12 protein-coding genes and 1 pseudogene are annotated in these 17,862 nt (G+C 63.5%); 8 read left to right on the top strand and 5 right to left on the bottom strand.

All coding sequences use genetic code 11. The features are described 5' to 3' along the window. Positions 1-87 precede the first annotated feature (87 nt). The 4 genes and pseudogenes from JT360_RS22585 (at position 88) to JT360_RS22570 (ending at position 4,567) form a co-directional block, all read left to right on the top strand. Positions 88-1,524: a glutamine synthetase family protein gene (locus tag JT360_RS22585; RefSeq protein ID WP_214474207.1), complete on the top strand. Its 1,437-nt coding sequence runs from the start codon at positions 88-90 to the stop codon at positions 1,522-1,524. 46 nt (positions 1,525-1,570) lie between these two features. Continuing rightward, positions 1,571-1,866, top strand: a pseudogene (locus JT360_RS22580) (four helix bundle protein); the annotation flags it as partial. 145 nt (positions 1,867-2,011) lie between these two features. Beyond that, positions 2,012-3,298 carry an NAD(P)/FAD-dependent oxidoreductase gene (locus JT360_RS22575; protein WP_214474206.1) on the top strand — a complete coding sequence of 429 codons (1,287 nt, stop codon included), beginning with the start codon at positions 2,012-2,014 and terminating at the stop codon, positions 3,296-3,298. Between the two features lie 459 nt (positions 3,299-3,757). Next, entirely contained in the window at positions 3,758-4,567 is an 810-nt protein-coding gene (locus tag JT360_RS22570) for an SH3 domain-containing protein (RefSeq protein ID WP_250888998.1), read from the top strand. Between the two features lie 133 nt (positions 4,568-4,700). On the opposite strand, the gene JT360_RS22565 is transcribed toward JT360_RS22570, so the two are convergent. Next, on the bottom strand, positions 4,701-5,447 hold the full coding sequence (locus JT360_RS22565) for an SDR family oxidoreductase (protein WP_214474245.1): 747 nt from the start codon (positions 5,445-5,447) through the stop codon (positions 4,701-4,703). Between the two features lie 306 nt (positions 5,448-5,753). Here JT360_RS22565 and zwf point away from each other — a divergent pair, with 306 nt between their 5' ends. The 3 genes from zwf (at position 5,754) to edd (ending at position 9,817) form a co-directional block, all read left to right on the top strand. Next, entirely contained in the window at positions 5,754-7,223 is a 1,470-nt protein-coding gene (gene zwf / locus JT360_RS22560; RefSeq protein ID WP_214474202.1) for a glucose-6-phosphate dehydrogenase, read from the top strand. Beyond that, on the top strand, positions 7,205-7,921 hold the full coding sequence (gene pgl / locus JT360_RS22555) for a 6-phosphogluconolactonase (protein WP_214474200.1): 717 nt from the start codon (positions 7,205-7,207) through the stop codon (positions 7,919-7,921). The genes zwf and pgl overlap by 19 nt, the downstream gene beginning before the upstream one ends. A 72-nt stretch (positions 7,922-7,993) precedes the next feature. Next, positions 7,994-9,817, top strand: coding sequence for a phosphogluconate dehydratase (gene edd / locus JT360_RS22550; RefSeq protein ID WP_214474198.1), 1,824 nt, complete (start codon positions 7,994-7,996; stop codon positions 9,815-9,817). 69 nt (positions 9,818-9,886) lie between these two features. On the opposite strand, the gene JT360_RS22545 is transcribed toward edd, so the two are convergent. The 4 genes from JT360_RS22545 to JT360_RS22530 all read right to left on the bottom strand — a co-directional run bounded on the left by JT360_RS22545 (position 9,887) and on the right by JT360_RS22530 (position 16,343). Further along, on the bottom strand, positions 9,887-11,551 hold the full coding sequence (locus tag JT360_RS22545) for a vWA domain-containing protein (RefSeq protein WP_214474196.1): 1,665 nt from the start codon (positions 11,549-11,551) through the stop codon (positions 9,887-9,889). A gap of 125 nt (positions 11,552-11,676) precedes the next feature. Beyond that, positions 11,677-12,675, bottom strand: a complete 999-nt coding sequence (locus JT360_RS22540; RefSeq protein WP_214474194.1) for a GlxA family transcriptional regulator — start codon at positions 12,673-12,675, stop codon at positions 11,677-11,679. A gap of 11 nt (positions 12,676-12,686) precedes the next feature. Further along, positions 12,687-13,586, bottom strand: a complete 900-nt coding sequence (gene folD / locus JT360_RS22535) for a bifunctional methylenetetrahydrofolate dehydrogenase/methenyltetrahydrofolate cyclohydrolase FolD (protein WP_214474193.1) — start codon at positions 13,584-13,586, stop codon at positions 12,687-12,689. Between the two features lie 183 nt (positions 13,587-13,769). Next, positions 13,770-16,343, bottom strand: coding sequence for a GumC family protein (locus JT360_RS22530; protein WP_214474192.1), 2,574 nt, complete (start codon positions 16,341-16,343; stop codon positions 13,770-13,772). 198 nt (positions 16,344-16,541) lie between these two features. Here JT360_RS22530 and JT360_RS22525 point away from each other — a divergent pair, with 198 nt between their 5' ends. Beyond that, complete coding sequence (locus JT360_RS22525) at positions 16,542-17,837, top strand: lipopolysaccharide biosynthesis protein (protein ID WP_214474191.1); 1,296 nt, start codon at positions 16,542-16,544, stop codon at positions 17,835-17,837. Positions 17,838-17,862: the final 25 nt, after the last annotated feature.

Raw genomic sequence — 17,862 nt, 5'->3', positions numbered from 1 at the left:
CCGCGGCGGCAAATGCGGGCGGCGGCTCCCCTTCCCTTCCACAGCGGCGCACGGCTATACTTCGAAATCCGCAACCCAATCTGGTGAATGATGCCGCCTGCAAAAAAGGAAGTCCGTCCGTCGAGCCGCGGAGGACGCGCCCGTACGCCTGCCTTCGTGAAAAACCTGCGTGGCGTGAAGAACTGGAAGGAAGTCAGCGAATGGCTGGAATGGCGCGGCATCGAGGATATCGAATGCATCACGCCTGATCAGGCTGGCGTGGCACGCGGCAAAATGATGCCGTCGAAGAAATTCACCTCCAACACCTCGCTCGCGCTGCCTTCGGCTGTCTTCATGACGACGATTTCCGGCGGCTACCCCGAGGACGGCAACGGCTTCCACTATCCCGAAGATGACGGCGACCTCAAGCTGATGCCGGATCTGTCGACGCTGACGGTGGTGCCCTGGGAAGAAGACCCGACGGCCGCCGTGATCTGCGACCTCGTCCACCAGGACGGCCGGTCGGTCGAATTCACGCCGCGCAATGTGCTGAAACGCGTCATCGCCGCCTATGACAGGCTTGGGCTGAAGCCGGTGGTCGCACCCGAGATCGAATTCTACCTGGTGCGCAAGAATCCCGACCCGGATTATCCGCTCACCCCGCCCGTCGGCCGGTCCGGACGGGCGATCGGCGGCGGCGCCGGCTATTCGATCGCCGGCGTCAACGAGTTCGACGAACTCATCGACGACATCTATCATTTCTCCGAAAGCCAGGGCCTGGAGATCGACACGCTCATCCATGAAGAGGGCGCCGGCCAGCTCGAGATCAATCTGCGCCATGGCGATCCGATCGAACTCGCCGACCAGGTGTTCATGTTCAAGCGCACCATTCGCGAAGCCGCGCTGAAACACGAGATCTATGCGACCTTCATGGCCAAGCCGATCCAGGGCCAGCCGGGTTCGGCCATGCATATCCACCAGTCGATCATCGACAAGAAGACGGGCAAGAATATCTTTTCGTCCGAGGACGGCTCGGAAACCGAGGACTTCTTCCACTTCATCGGCGGCATGCAGAAGCACGTGCCGAACGCGCTGGTGATGTTCGCGCCCTATGTCAATTCCTACCGCCGGCTGACACAGGCGGCCTCGGCTCCGGTCAACAACAAATGGGGCTATGACAACCGCACCACGGCGTTCCGCGTGCCGCGTTCCGACCCTGCGGCGCGGCGCGTCGAAAACCGCATCCCGTCCTCCGATGCCAATCCCTATCTGGCACTGGCGGCCTCGCTTGCCTGCGGCTTGATCGGCATCACCAGGAAGATCAAGGCCGAGCCGCCGGTGCTGACGACCGCCAACGCGGACGAGATCGACCTGCCGCGCAGCCTGCTCGAAGCCGTCGACCTGTTCGAGGGAGACGAGGAACTCTGCGCGCTGCTGGGCAAGTCGTTCGCCGCAACCTATGCGGCGATCAAGCGAGCGGAATTCGAGACGTTCATGGAAGTGATCAGTCCGTGGGAGAGGGAGTATTTGTTGCTTAATGTTTAGGGGAATAGGGGAATAGGGGAGTAGGGGAGTAGGGGAGTAGGGGCAGATGGCCGAGAAAACAGGTTCCTACAAGGACTTGCTAGTTTGGCAGCAAGCGATGGACCTTGCAGTGGCTGTGTATGGCTCCACGAAATCATGGCCCAAAGAGGAACCCTATGGGCTGACCAGCCAAGTTCGACGCTCGGCAAGCTCGGTACCGGCAAACATTGCCGAGGGTATGGCAGGGAAGTCCGTGGCTCCTATCAACAGTTTCTTCGCATTGCTCAAGGATCGCTGAAAGAATTGGAAACGCAACTTATTGTCGCGGAGAGGACCGGCATCGCCTCGGAAAAAACAACAGCTTCGTTGTTGGCCAGTGCCGAAAGTGTGGGAAAGCTCTTGCGGCTTTTGATCCGTAAATTGTCTCCGGAATAGACTCCCCTACTCCCCTACTCCCCTACTCCCCTACTCCCCTACTCCCCTACTCCCCTACTCCCCTATGAGCATCATGCCCTACCAATCCCCCATTTCTCCCGGCCGTTCCTGGTATGAGGATACTGCGGGTCCGCGGCCTGAATATCCGGCGCTCGACGGCGACCGGAGCTGCGATGTCGTCATCATTGGCGGCGGTTTTACCGGGCTGGCGGCGGCAACGCATCTTGCCAAGGCTGGGACCAATGTCGTTTTGATCGAAGCCTACCGTTTCGGTGACGGCGCGTCCGGTCGCAATGGCGGGCAGCTCGGCACCGGCCAGCGCGCCTGGGCCGAGGAGTTGGAGGCGGAATACGGCTTCTCCCGCGCCAAGGCGCTGTTCGATCTTGCCGAGGAGGCGAAGGCACATCTCATCGAATTCGCGGCCGCCAACCAGATCGATATCGACTACATGCCGGGCCAGCTCTCGGTGGCGCACAAGCCGCGCTATGTCGACGACTACAAGGCGCATGCCGAGATCATGGCCGGCCGGTTTTCCTATCCGCACATCTCTTTCATGGACGCGAAGGAGACGGCGGAGCGGCTGGGCTCGACCGCCTATTTCGGCGGCACGCGCGACACCGGCACCGGCCATATCCATCCCATGAAACTGGTGATCGGCACGGCACGCGTAGCGGCACAGGCAGGCGCGCAGCTGTTCGAAGGGACGCCATCGACCGGCATCATTTCCACCGGCGGCAAGGTGAAGGTTTCCACGCCGAAGGGTACGATATCGGCCCAAAAGTGCCTGATCGCGGTCAATGCCTATGGCGGCACGCTCGAGCCGGTGAGTGCGGCGCACATCATGCCGATCGGGTCATTCATCGGTGCGACCGTGCCCCTGAGGTCGGGCTCGAAAGTGCTGCCCGGCGGCGAATCGGTCGACGATTCCCGCTTCGTGGTGCGCTATTTCCGCAAGTCGCGGGATGGGCGATTGCTGTTCGGCGGGCGGGAGGTCTACGGCGTTAACGATCCGAAGGACATCCACATCCATATCCGCCGTCAGATCGCGGAGCTCTATCCGGCGCTCAGCGATGTCGAGATCACCCATGGCTGGGGCGGCTATGTCGGCATCACCGTGCCGAGAAAGCCATTCGTGCGCGAAGTCATGCCCAATGTGATCTCGGCCGGCGGCTATTCTGGCCATGGGGTCATGCTGTCGAACTTCTTCGGCAAGCTCTATGCCGAAACCGTTGCCGGCAATCGCGACCGGCTGAAGCTGATCGAAGACCTGAAAATCCCGCCATTCCCCGGCGGCCGGCGCTTCCGCGCGCCACTGCTGTTCCTGGCGCTCAACTGGTTCGCGCTGCGCGACAGGATCTAATGGAGGCCGCCTAAAATCGGCTCCCGGTTTCGGGGGAACGCCAGGCAAGAAATAAAACCTGAAGCGCGTCGTGTGAATCCGCTTTCGACACAACTAGGCGGGAAGAGAATCGGCCGCCGCGATCCCATTCAATCACGGTCTAATGTAATATTGTAATATTCATTGTACATTTGTTGCCCTAGCGGCACGTTGCGGAACTCCCGGCAAAGGCGCAGAATCCTTAATAAAGGCGTACTGATGCCACAATCGCGGACGAAAGGTTCCGCTTCTGGGGGACTATTCGGGGATTGCTGCGGGTTTGCCCGTGTTGATTTTTGGGGACTGATGCCGATCAGCTGCCGGACTACCGGCAACGATTGAAAGAACATCGGCCCGCTTATGGAGGTGGCGAGAGTGAGAGAGCCCTTCAGTTTCGGTGCTCCGGAACGTCGGCGCTTTGCTATGCAGTTTGGATACGACATGCGGCCATCCTTCTGGCAGGAAGTCCGTTCGAACTCGCATCTGGTGATTGCCGCGGTCGGCACCGCCGCGCTGCTCGGCGTGGCCGCGGTGGCGCTCTGGCTGGCATTGCCGACGAGCGAGCGGCAAGCAGCCGCCAGCCAGGAGCAGAGCATTCCGGCCGTTCCGGTAAAAACGACTAAAATTTCCCCCTCGGGGACGACGGTGACCGTCGCGGCAGCGGTGCCGCGGGTGGAGCCCAAGTCCAGCAAGGTCACACCGACCGTGGCTGTCGCCCAAGCCGCCATTCCCGCACTCGCGGCCAATGATCCTCGCTGGTCCGGCTCCCAGGCAAAGGCTGTGGCGGCTCCTACTCCAACTGCCGCCGGCCAGGCGCCGAGCCAGACCGAAAAGACGCCGGACAAACCGGCTACCGCGGCGGCATTCGCACAATCGGCGGCCGGTACCGATGCCGCCACTGAACTTGCAAAGGTTGCCGCACCGACCCCGGCCGCGGCCAGCAATCCCGATGGCGCGCAGACCGCTGCCATCCCCGAGGTGCAGCCGCAAGCACCCGAACAACAGCCAGCGACGGCCGGTGACGAGGGCAGCAAGGTCAACGCCAAGCCGAGCAAAGTGGCGGCGGCCGGCAACGGGCGCATTCTGAGGGCGGTGACCATGCGCAGCGGCCCGAAGAAGAATGCAGCCGCTATCGCCACGGTGCCGGCGAAGACGTCTGTGCAGGTGATGAGCTGCACGAAATGGTGCCAGATCGTCTATAATGGCAAGACCGGTTGGGTCTACAAGAGCTACATCAAGACCGGCGCGTAATGTGCCTGCGCATTAGCCTTGCTGCCGAGATCGGCCTACGACGATCCACTTCCGAGCACGCGCCGCAGCTACTGCCGGAGGCCGGGTCAAGCCAACGGATGGCATTTGCCTGGCATTGCCACGACAATCTGCTTCAGATGCAGCGGCCGCCATCGACCTCCAGCGCCACACCGGTGATGAAGGCGGCTTCATCCGATGCCAGCCAGAGTGCCGCATTGGCGATATCGAGCGGCGTCGACAATCGGCCGAGCGGGATCGAGGCGCGGAATTTCTCGCGGATCTCAGGCGTGTCGGCGCCCATGAATTTCTCCAGCATGCCGGTCTCGCCGGCGACCGGGCAGAGGCAGTTGACGCGGATGTTCTTCGGCGCGAGTTCCACCGCCATCGACTTGGTGGCGGTGATCGCCCAGCCTTTCGAGGCATTGTACCAGGTGAGGCCGGGCCGAGGCCGCAGGCCCGCGGTGGAGGCCGTCGTCAGGATAACGCCACCGCCTTGCCGCTCCATGATCGGCACCACGGCAAGAGCCGCGTGATAGATCGCTTTCATGTTGACTGATGTGATCAGGTCGAAGGTCTCCTCGTCGACCTCGAGCATGTCGCCATTGCGATGGGTGAAACCGGCATTGTTGACCATGATGTCGATGCGGCCGAAGGCGCTCTTGGCGGCATAGATCATTTCGTCGAATTCGGAGCGCAGCGAAACATCGGTCTGCGTCCAGATCGCCGCCTCGCCGATCTCGCCGGCGACGCGCTCTGCCCCCTTGGCATTGAGATCCGCGACAACCACCCTGGCGCCCTCTTCCGCGAACCGCTTGGCCATGCCCTCGCCAAATCCGGATGCCGCACCGGTGATGACGGCCACCTTGTTTTCCAGACGCATGCTTTTCCCACTCATCGATATCTTCCTGGAGCCAATCAGGGCTTCCCGCCGTGGCCCATGCCGCGACAGGAAACGCCATTTCTCCCTTAGCTTTCGTCACATTCACGTTCTATGCTGCAACTGCGAAAGCTTCCGGAGTCGCCGTTCATCGACAAGCTCTCCAGGTGGCGCCAGTGTCAAGCGCACATGTGGGCCCAATCAATATCCTGCGATTGGTCCTCGATGTGACCGCATGGCACTGGAAAATTTAAATCGATTAGAATATATCAGCCGCGTACTTGCGACCGGCGTCAAAGCGGACAGACCATGACCAGCCAGATCATCCCCGTCGATCCTTTCGACTTCATCATTTTCGGCGGCACCGGCGACCTGTCGGAACGCAAGCTTCTGCCCTCGCTCTACTATCGCCAGCGCGACCATCAATTCTCCGAGCCGACACGCATCATCGGCACGTCTCGCTCGAAAATGAGCGACGAAGAATTCCAGGCCTTCGCTAGCCAGGCAATCTCCGATCACGTCAAGCCGGCCGATATCGACGCCAAGGAGTTGAAGACCTTCCTGGCGCGGCTTTCCTATGTCTCGGCCGATGCGACGAGCGGTGCCGGCTTCGACAAGCTGAAGAAGGCGATCGGCGAGAGCGAAAGCATCCGCGCCTTCTACCTGGCCGTCGCACCGGCGCTGTTCGGCGATATCTCGCACAAGCTGAAAGAGTACAATCTGATCACGCCGAACTCGCGCATCGTGCTGGAGAAGCCGATCGGCCGCGACCTTGCCTCGGCGCAGGCGCTCAACGACCTGGTCGGCGACGACTTCCATGAAAGCCAGATCTTCCGCATCGACCACTATCTCGGCAAGGAGACGGTGCAGAACCTGATGGCGCTGCGCTTTGCCAACGCACTTTACGAGCCGCTGTGGAACTCCGCCCATATCGACCACGTCCAGATAACCGTGGCCGAGACCGTCGGCCTGGAAGACCGCGTCACCTATTACGACAAGGCCGGCGCGCTGCGCGACATGGTGCAGAACCACATGCTGCAACTGCTCTGCCTCGTCGCCATGGAGGCGCCGTCGTCCATGGACGCGGACGCCGTGCGCGACGAGAAGCTGAAGGTGCTGCGGGCGCTGAAGCGCATCAACGGCAACGAGGCGCCGAAGCACACGGTACGCGGCCAGTACCGGTCCGGTGCGTCCTCCGGCGGGCCGGTGAAGGGTTATGTCGAGGAACTTGGCAAGGACAGCAACACCGAGACCTTCGTCGCCATCAAGGCCGAGATCGGCACCTGGCGCTGGGCGGGCGTTCCATTCTATCTCAGGACCGGCAAGCGGCTGGCGACCCGGGTTTCGGAAATCGTCATCGAGTTCAAGCCGATACCGCACTCGATCTTCGGCGACAGCGCCGGGCCGATTTTCGCCAACCAGCTGGTCATCCGCCTGCAGCCTGACGAAGGCGTCAAGCAGTTCATCATGATCAAGGATCCGGGCCCAGGCGGCATGCGGCTGCGCCAGATCTCGCTCGACATGAGCTTCGCGCAATCGTTCGACGGCCGCGCGCCCGACGCCTATGAACGGCTGATCATGGACGTCATTCGCGGCAACCAGACGCTGTTCATGCGCCGTGACGAGGTCGAGGCGGCGTGGAAATGGATCGACCCGATCCAGAACGCCTGGGAAGGCACAAGGCAGGAAGCGCAGGGCTATACGGCAGGCACCTGGGGGCCGTCGGCCTCGATAGCGCTGATCGAACGCGACGGACGGACATGGCACGAGAGCAATTGAACGGCGCCAGTTACAACTGGAACGCTTTTCCTGACAGGCCGCAATTGGCCGCGGCGCTGGCCGGCCGCGTTGCCGACCGGCTGACCAAGGCCATCGCCGAACGTGGCGCGGCGTTGCTGGCGGTCTCCGGCGGCACGACGCCTGCCAGATTCTTCGCGGCGCTTTCGGCGGCGCCGATCGCCTGGGACAAGGTCATCGTGACGCTGGTCGACGAACGTTTCGTGCCGGCCTCTTCGCCGCGTTCCAATGCCGGACTTGTGGCTGCCAATTTGCTGCAGAACGCTGCCAAGGCAGCGCGCTTCGTGCCGCTCTACCATAAGGCCGTGGGCATCGAGGATGCCGCGGCATCCGACGATGCGGCACTGCGGTCCCTGCCCTGGCCACTCGATGTCGTCGTGCTCGGGATGGGGCCGGACGGCCACACCGCCTCGTTCTTTCCCGATGCCGATGATCTGGCAAAGCTGCTCGACCCGGCCTCGGACGGGATCATCCTGCCGGTTCATGCGGCAAGTGCGGGTGAGCCACGGCTGACCCTGACGCTGGCGCGGATCATCGATGCCGGCTTCATCGCATTGCACATAGAGGGCGAGGACAAACGCACCGCTTTCGACGGCGCCGTCGCGCCCGGACCGCGAAAGCCGATCCGCGCCGTACTCGACGCCGCGCCCAGACCCCTAGAGGTTTTCTGGGCGCCCTGATTCTAGATTTACTGTGGTCCCGGCAACGGCGGGAGGACGTTTCCGGGACCTCGCCTGAAAGGACCGACCGCCATGACCGCAAGACGAGACATCGAAGCCATCACCGAACGGATTCGCCAGCGCTCCAGAGCGGGCCGCGAGCGCTATCTCAGCCGTATCGCCGAAGCGTCGAACCAGACCGCCAACCGGGCCGTACTGTCGTGCGGCAACCTCGCCCATGGCTTTGCGGTCTGCAGTCCCTCGGAAAAGCTGGCGCTCGGCGCCGACAAGGTGCCCAATCTCGGCATCATCACCTCCTACAACGACATGCTGTCGGCGCATCAGCCCTTCGAGACCTTCCCCGCCCTGATCAAGCAGGCCGCGCGCGAGGCCGGCGGCATCGCCCAGGTTGCCGGCGGCGTGCCGGCGATGTGCGATGGCGTGACGCAGGGTCAGCCCGGCATGGAGCTGTCGCTGTTTTCGCGCGACGTGATTGCCATGGCGGCGGCGATCGGCCTGTCGCACAACATGTTCGACGCCGCCGTCTATCTCGGCGTCTGCGACAAGATCGTGCCGGGACTGGTGATCGCGGCGCTGACCTTCGGCCATCTGCCGGCGGTGTTCATCCCGGCCGGTCCGATGACGACTGGACTGCCCAATGACGAAAAGGCCAAGATCCGCCAACTCTATGCCGAGGGCAAGGCGGGGCGCGCCGAACTTTTGGAAGCCGAGTCCAAATCGTACCATGGGCCGGGCACCTGCACCTTCTACGGCACCGCGAACTCCAATCAGATGCTGATGGAGATCATGGGCCTGCACACGCCCGGCGCGTCCTTCGTCAATCCCGGCACGCCGCTGCGCGAGGCCTTGACCCGCGAGGCGGCGAAGCGGGCGCTGGCGATCACCGCGCTCGGCAATGCCTATACGCCGGCAGGGCGGATGATCGACGAGCGTTCGATCGTCAACGGCGTCGTCGGCCTGCACGCCACCGGCGGCTCGACCAACCACACCATCCACCTCATCGCCATGGCGGCGGCGGCCGGCATCGCGCTGACCTGGCAGGACATTTCGGACCTCTCGGAAGCCGTGCCGCTCTTGGCCCGGGTCTATCCGAACGGGCTTGCCGACGTGAACCATTTCCACGCCGCCGGCGGGCTCGGCTTCCTGATCCGCGAACTGCTCGACGAGGGTGTCCTGCACGAGGATGTGCAGACGGTGTGGGGTGAAGGCCTGCGGCCCTATGCCGTCGAGGCAAAGCTCGGCGCCGACGGCTCCGTGGTGCGCGAGGCCGCGCCGCGTGCAAGCGGCGACGAAAAGGTGCTGGCGCCGTTCAGCAAGGCCTTCCAGCCGACGGGCGGGCTCAAGGTGCTGGCGGGCAATCTCGGCCATGCCGTCATCAAGACCTCCGCCGTCAAGCCGGAACGGCGCATCATCGAGGCGCCGGCCAAGGTGTTCGACAACCAGCAGGGCCTGAACGATGCGTTCAAGGCGGGCACGCTGACCGGCGATTTCATCGCCGTTATCCGCTTCCAGGGTCCGAAGGCCAACGGCATGCCTGAACTGCACAAGCTGACCACCGTGCTCGGCATCCTGCAGGATCGCGGCCAGCGCGTCGCGCTGGTTACCGACGGGCGTATGTCGGGCGCTTCCGGCAAGGTGCCGGCGGCCATCCATGTGACGCCGGAAGCGGTCGAGGACGGGCCGATCGCCAGGATCCATGACGGTGATGTCATCCGCCTGGACGCCGATGCCGGCACGCTGGAAGTGCTGGTGCCAGGAACGGAGTTCGCGCTGCGGCGCACGGCCGAAGCCGATCTCATCGGCAACGAGTTCGGGTTCGGCCGCGAGCTTTTCGCCGGCTTCCGGCAACTGGTGGGCCGTGCCGACCACGGCGCCAGTGCGTTCGGAACCGCTTGAGCCATCTTCCACGGAACACGACAAAGGGCGGCACATGGCCGCCCTTTTTGTTTGCGTGTCAGGCGACAATCACGGCTGAACCGTGACCTCTGCGCGTTCGCCGGCCTTCACCGTCACCGGCATTTCCTTGTCGTGGCCTTCATCGGACATGTGCCGGACCACGACATAGTCGCCGGCCGGTATGGTCTGTTGCCAGGTATCGCCATAGCTGAGTCCGAGCGCCTTGCGGTTGCCCTGGATGTCCTTCTTCGGCGACAGGACCTCGATCGAATAGGCGCCGGGAGCAGACATGGCCAGCACACCCGCGTCGAGCGGCACCTTGATGTCCTTGATATCGCCGACCTTGACGGTGAACGGCTGCTCGACGACCGCAAGATCAAGCGTGGTGACCGCGACATAGTCCTCGGGCGGCAGCCAGAATTTGCTGTCAGGCCCATAGGAATGCGCGACATCGTCACGCGAACCGTCGATCTTCTTCTTCGCCTTGACGATCTGGAAGCCGATGCCCGAGGCGTCGGCCTTGTCGCCGCCGGCTGTATAGTAGGCATTGAGAACGGCATGGCCGACGCCGACGATCACATCCTTTTCGATCTTCTGCCCGGCGGCAAGCTGGATGGTTTCGGTCACCGAGCCGCTGCCGATCTCAACCGTTATCTTCTGTTCCCCGGCGGGCAGGATGATCTTGGTGTCGCCATAGTGGGTGGTGCTGCCGCTCGGGTAGGTGAAATCAAGACGGGCCTCGTCGCTGATGTCGGCGCCCTGGTTGGCCTTGGGATGGATGAGCACGGTGCCGGCGTTCAAGGTGAAGAGCGGCTTATAGACCTGGCCGGCCTCGATCTTGACCTTCTGTTCCACCTTGGCTTCGTCATCACGCGCCACGACGATATAGTCGCCCGGATCGAGATTGCCGTTGTAGGTGCCGTATTCCGTGGTGACGGAATCACCGCGTGAGCCATCGGAATTCGCCTTGTAGATTTCCCAGGCATTGCCATCGGTGATCGGCTCGCCGCCTTCGGCCATCACCACTGTCGGCTGGAAATTGAACTCGGCCTTTGCGGGTTCGGGCGCAGGGGCGGGAGCCGGCGCCGGTTCAGGCGCGGGTGCTGGTGCCGGCGCGGCGACGGTTTCGGCCAACGCTTGCTGCAAGGCCTTCTCGTCCGAGGCCTGGATGTATTTGCCGCCGGTGTTGTCGGCGAGGCAAGCGATCTGCTTGCCTTCGTCGGCGGTCAGCCCGAAGCCGACGACATCGGCGGTGAAGTCGACGCCGGACGCCTCGAGTTCCTTGCCAAGCGCGCAAGGGTCGCCACCGCAGGTTTCGAGCCCATCGGTGATGAGGACGACGGTCGCCTTGTCCTCGGTGTATTTCAGCGCTTCGGCCGCCTGCTTGACGGCGGCCGTCAGCGGCGTCTTGCCGAGGAATTTCATGCTGTCGGCCGCATCCGTGATGGCGCTTGCCGAGCCCGCCTGCGGCGGCACGATCAGCTGGATGTCGTCGCAGCTGCCTTTTTCGCGATGGCCATAGGCCATGAAGCCGATCTCGTCGTCGGCGGGAACCGATTGAAGCACGGTCCGCAGCGATTCGCGGGCGATCTCAAGTTTGGGCTTGCCGTCGATCTGCGCCCACATCGACCCGGATGCGTCGAGAATGATGATGACCTTGTTCGCGGCAAAGCCGAATGTCGTCATCGACAAAAGGAGGATCGCCGCAGCGACGCTCCGTGCAAGTCCCGCCATCGAAATCTCCTGAGTAGCCACCCCGTCCGCCGGCTGAAGCTATTTGAGCCCACCTTGGGACACAAGCCCAGATGCGGCCCTGTCCTCAGGCACCTGGGTTGGGCCGGCCCGAAGCGTGGGGCAGCTCAGTAGGTGGTGCGACGCTCTTCGGAAGGAGGACGGCCAAACTGCAGCCGGTAGCTCTGGGCAAAATAGGAATGCGAGGTGAAGCCGGTTGCGATCGCCACGTCGAGGATCGGCATGTTGGTCTGGCGCAGCAATTCGCGCGCCCGTTCCAGCCGCAGCCGCATATAGTAGCGGCCGGGCGTGACATTGAGGTGGCGCAGGAACAGGCGCTCCACCTGGCGCACCGAAAGACCGGCCGACTTGGCAAGCTGCACCGCCGACAGCGGCTCGTCGAGATGATCGGCCATCAGTTCGACGATGCGCCTCAGCTTCTCCGACTTGCCGGTCAGGTCGCGTTCCGGCCCGACCCGCTGGCGGTCGCCGGCCGAGCGGATGCGCTCATGCTGGAACTGGTTGGCGACGCCATTGGCGAGATTGGAGCCGAAATCGCCGCGCACGATCTCCAGCATCAGGTCGATCGAGGTGGTGCCGCCGGCGCATGTGTAGCGCTTGCGGTCGATCTCGAAGACATTGCCGGTGCAGTTGATGTCGGGGAAGCGCTCCATGAAGCCGGCGCGGTTTTCCCAATGGATGGTGCAGCGGTAGCCGTCGAGCTGGCCGGCCTCGGCCAGCAGGTAGGATCCGACCGACAGCGCGCCAAGCGCGTTGCCGCGCCGGCCCCAGCCGCGCAAGGCTGCCAGAACCTTGCTCTTGCCGGGAAATTCGGTCGTCAGGCCGACCGACACAAAGAGGATGTCGACCGGTGGCAGGTCGGCGACACTGTAGTCGATCTTGAGCGGCAGGCCGTTGGACGCCATCACCGGATCGCCGTCTGCCGACACCGTGGTCCAGCCATAGAAATCGCGGCCGAGCAGGCGGTTCGCCGAACGAAAGGTATCGATAGCGGCGGCCAGCGAGAACATGGAAAACTTGTCGACCAGCAGAAACGCGAACTGCCGGCCACCTTGAACGGGATCATTCGTGACCGGCCGTTCCTGGGAAACAGAGTGGTTCGGCAAAGCTGGCGCTTTCAGAAGGAGGGCCGTTTCAATCCGGCAGCAAGGTAGGCAGAAGCTAACGTATTGGCCATCAGCATGGCAATGGTCATCGGCCCGACCCCGCCGGGCACCGGGGTGATGGCGCCTGCTTCCCTGGCCGCCTCGGCATAGGCAACGTCGCCGACGAGGCGCGACTTGCCCTCGCCTTTTTCAGGTGCGGGAATACGATTGATGCCGACATCGATGACGGTGGCGCCGGGCTTCACCCAGTCCCCCCTGATCATTTCCGGCCTGCCAACGGCGGCGACAAGAATGTCAGCCGTGCGGGCAAGTGCCGGCAAGTCTTTGGTGCGGCTGTGGGCGATGGTGACAGTGCAGTTGGCGGCAAGCAGCAGATTGGCCATCGGCTTGCCAACGATGTTGGAGCGGCCGACGACGACGGCGTTGAGGCCGGACAGGTCCTTGCCGCGCACGCGCTCGATCAGAAGCATCGAGCCGGCGGGCGTGCAGGGAACGAAGGCGGTGTCGAGCTCGCCAGTGCCGAGCTTGCCGACATTGATGAAATGGAACCCGTCGACATCCTTCTGCGGCGCGATGGCCTGGATGATCTTGCCGGCATCGACATGGGCGGGCAGCGGAAGCTGCACCAGGATGCCGTTGATGGCCGGATCGGCATTGAGCTCGCCGATGATCTTGAGCAGCGCTTCTTGGGTGGTCTCGGCCGGCAATGTGTGCTGCAGCGAATGAAAGCCGCATTCCTTGGCGGTGCGGGATTTGGAGGCGACATAGACCTGGCTGGCGGGGTCCTCGCCGACGATCACCACGGCCAGACCCGGCTTGGCCTTGCCCTTGGCGACCAGCTCGGCGGTCAGTGTCTTGACCGTCCGCACCACATCCTCGGCAACGCTCTTTCCGTCAATCACTTCGGCCATGAACCATCCTCAAACATCGTTTCGTCCAACGCCGCTTCCGGGAACACAGTGCAGCGGCGCCGGCAACATGCAGCGCGGCATTGTCACGAAAATACCACCAGGCAATCCCGCCAAAACGCCGTCCGATGCCGTTTACGCGAAACCGGGAAGGTTTTGTTCCGCCTCGGCAACGTATTTTGTAGCTCAGAAATAGCGGCGGCGGGCGCGGCTCTCGGTGAGTTCGCGGACCGCCTCGCGGAATTCGCGCAGGCTGGCGCGAATTTCCTCGATCGGCGCCTGTTCGGCGCTTTCCTCGACCTGCGAAGGCCCTGCCGATGGTTCGGCTGGATAGGCTGGTGACTGCGGCGGAGCAGGCTGCGGCGGGTATGGCATATGCCCGGCATAAGGCGCCATGGCTTGGGTGTAGAGGTGACCTGCCGGCGACGGCGCCTGCCACGGCTGCATCCGCGGATAGCCCGTCTGCTGTACAGGGGGATAGGGTGGCGGAGCCGGATTGATCGGCTGCGGCTGCATCAGAGGCGACCGCGACGGCGGGCCCATCGGGCGGGTATAAGTGGCATCGAAACCTGGCTGGAAAGGCGGCCGCGAATAGTCCGCCGGCTCCGGCCGAGGCATGAAGGTCGAATCCAGGTTCGGCAGGCCGGAGGGCACCGAAGCATCCGCCGCTGGCCGCGTGTTTCCGCCAAAGGCGGCGAACTCGCCGGAAATGTCGTCGTCCGCTTCGGCGGGTGGCTTGCGGGATAGGGCATTGCGCAACGTCGCCATCAGCGCGCCGATCCGCCCGGGCCGTTCGGCTGGCGCGGCTTCGGCCTGTGCGGGAGGCGGCGGCGATGCGGGTGGCGTCGGCGCCGGAGGCACCGGCGTTGCCGGCAGTGGTGGGGCGGGCGGCGTTGGTGCCCGTAATACTTGCTCCTCGAGGGGCGCCTTGCGGTCACGGCGCGAGCGCGATGCCGCGGTCTCGCGCAAGCTTTCATAGGCGCCGCGCATGGCCCCAAGACCGAGGCCGGAGGCAAAACCCAGAAGCAGGCCGGCAAGCGCCGTCAGGGCCCGCGACGGGCCTTTCGCCTCAAGCGGCGCAAAGGCCTTGGAGATGACGTTCATGTTGGCGGTGTTGATGTCCTTCTGCTCGCCGGTCTCCTTGGCGCGCAGCAGGAACTGTTCGTAGACGGAGCGCTTGGCGGCGGCCTCACGCTCCAGTTCGCGCATTGATACCAGATCGCTGTTGACGTCGCCGCTGCGCACCTTGAGCTGGGCAAGGCGGGAAGAGAGGTCCTGTTCGAGTTGTACGGCGCGTTTCAGGTCAACCTGCAGCGAGGACGCGATGCGGCGCAACTCGCCGGCGATGCGGTCGCGGGCACCGGCGATCTGTGCGTTGACGGCCTGGAGTTCGGGATGGCGGGGCCCAAGCCGGATGGCGGCGCGGTCTGCCTCCTGCTTGAGCGTCGCATATTGCGAGCGCAGGTCGCTCATCGTGTTGGAGTTGATCTCTTCCGGCAACGTGCCGGAGAGGACCGAATTGACATCGAGAGATCGCGCCGAAGCCGCCCTTGCATTCAGTTCCAACGTTCGGGCGCGGGCGACCGAAAGCTGCTCGTTGAGCTTCAGCATCTCGTCGTCGCTGATCAGGTGCCCCTGCGCATCGACAAGATCGTGCGAGGCCCTGAAATCCTCAACCTTGCGCTCGGCCGCCTCGACGCCCTTGCGCAGTTCATCGAGCCTTGCAGTCAGTTCGTCGGTCGCGCGGCCAGCGGTATCGGACTGTATCTGGCCAAATGTCTGCAGAAACACGTCCGTCATCGTGTTGGCGATGAGCGCCGATTTCTCGCCGTTCTGCGTGATTGCGCTGACGGTGATGACGAAAGTCTTGCCGCCGCGCTCGACCGAGAGGCTTTCGGCCAGGTTGCCAACCGCGAGCGCGCGCCGGCGAACTTCATCGGCACCGCTCGGGTCATCCTGGCGCGACAGAATAGAATGGATGAGAGACCTGATGCCGAGGCCGCCGGTGCCCTGGCCATTGAACTCCGGATCGTTGACCAGGTTGAGCTTGTCGACAACCTTGTTCAAGACCGTGCCCGAGGTCAGCACCCGGACCTGATTTTCGACGATGGCAAGCGTGGCGTCGGAGGCGACGACACTCTGGGTAAGGTCGCGGTCGGTGAGCTTAAGGTCGCGCGGATCGACAATCAGTTCGGCGGTGGCTTCATATTTCTTCGGCGTCGACAGCGCGATGGCGACGCCGAGCCCGGCACCAATCAGGGTGGTCGTGATGATCAGCAGCTTCGACCTGGCGATGCCGCGCACCACCTGCATCGGATCGATCAGCGGCTTCCATTGCTGGTCATCTCCGCGATCGCCAAAGGATGCGTCGCCCTCTTGGCGGGATCCGGATGCGGCATGAGTGCGAGTGCTGCCGGAAGGTTCTTCATCGGCCGTTCGTGCGCGCGGCATGGCCGGTGGCGGATCGCCGCTGCCGGCGTCCTCCTGCGAGTGCCAGGCGTCGTCCTGCGCGGCCGCGTCCGGCTGCTCGTCCGGCCGAAGCCGCTCCGTGCCAACGGCAGCAGACGCAGTTGGGTTCGTCCGCGCCTCACGCCGGGAACGGGCAAGGCGATGGCGTGTGGCGGCGTCCTCGCGCCATTCCGGATCTGCCCGATCCCCTATCGAGACCAAGGACGCATGGTCCTCACCGCGCATGGCCTGGCCGAGCGCCAGCAATGAACGCTCGCGCCTCCAGTCTTCACGGTTTTCCCTGTCGACCATGTCTTGGAGCTTCACTCTTTGGCCGCTTGGCAGCGGCGGTCGGGCATTCGTTAAGTCACGCTAAACAAGCATAGGAAATAAAAGGTTAATTTTGGCAGGCCGGCGTGTAAGCTTTTCATAACCTCAAGCGCGGCAATTTCAGCGCGTTCGGGCCTCAAAACCGCGCGTTAAGCTTTGCCGCCTATGGCTTCACAGCACATGACCGAGGCTCGTGGCATACCGCAAAGGCGCACTTTCGCCCGGATCGGCACTTTCGTGGCCGAACGGCGGGGGCTGGTCCGCGACTATTTCTCGGCGATCAGCGGTGCCGGCGGGCGGCTGGTGTTTTCACTCGCCTATTTCATCGCACTCGCCAACACGCTGTCGATCTCCGAGTTCGGCATGTTCGCCACCGCTTCGGCGGCCGGCGTGATGCTGTCGCGCATCCTGGCCTTCGGTTTCATCTCGGCGCTCTACCGCACCGCCACCATCCGCCCCAATCTGATCGGCACCTTCACCGCCGGTTTCCTGCTGCTCGGCATCGTCTCGCTGCCGCTGCTGGCCGCGGCCTCGTTCGGCGTCTACCTGGTCTTCTTTGCCGGCACCGTGCCGCTGTCGGTGTTTTCGGCGATCGTGTTCGCCGAAGCGCTGTTGTGGCGGCCGGTGGAGGTCGCCCTGATCGTCAACAACGGGCTGGGTAAATTCGGCCGTGCCGCCGTACTGGCGATCCTGGCGACGGCGCTGCGGGCGCTTGGCGCGGTGTTGTTCATGGTCTGGGCGCAGCACAGCATCTGGGTGTGGTCGTGGTTCTATATCGGCGCCAACGCCTCCTCGCTGCTGCTTGCCTTCGGTTTCTTCTATCCGCGCCAAAGACTGCGGCTTCGCATCGAACTCTATCTGCGGCGGCTTGCTGATTCCATCTACGTTGCCGGCGCCGAGGTGCTGTTCTATCTGCAATCGGAATTCGACAAGCTGCTGGTGCTGGCGATCGGCGGCCCGCATCTGGCCGGCATCTATGCCATCATCATGCGGCTGGTCGACCTGACGGCGATCCCGATCCGCACCTTCTCGATGATGCTGGTGCAACGCATGATGCGCGCGCCGGACCTGTTGTCGCGGCTGACGGTCAAGAGCGGCATCGAGGGCGGCGTGTTCCTCGTTTCGACGCTGGCGCTGGCCGCGCTTGGCATCGTGCTGCATTTCTTCCCCAATGCGCTCGGCAGGAATGTCTCCGAGGCCGCGCCCCTGGTGGCGCTCGCGATCTGCGTCCCGGGCCTGCGCAATCTTGTCGAATACCAGGCCGAGCTTCTGTTCGCGCGCGGCCAGACCTTGGTGCGGGCGCTCAATCTCGGCCTGCTCGCCGGACTGAAGGCGCTGCTGCTGACCTATGTGCTGACCACAATTTCCAACACTTCGACCCTGATCCTGTCGCTCAACATCGTCTTCCTGCTGCTCTACCTCGCATCGATGCTGCTGACCTATTCGGCGCTGCGCAAGCCGGCGAAGGCGATTTAGGACATTCTTGTTTCAAGCATGATCT

The organism is Mesorhizobium sp. dw_380 (assembly GCF_018588885.1).
Taxonomy (GTDB): Bacteria; Pseudomonadota; Alphaproteobacteria; order Rhizobiales; family Rhizobiaceae; genus Mesorhizobium.
Note: the sequence above shows the minus strand (reverse complement) of the source record. Positions and strands in the feature narration are given on the sequence as shown.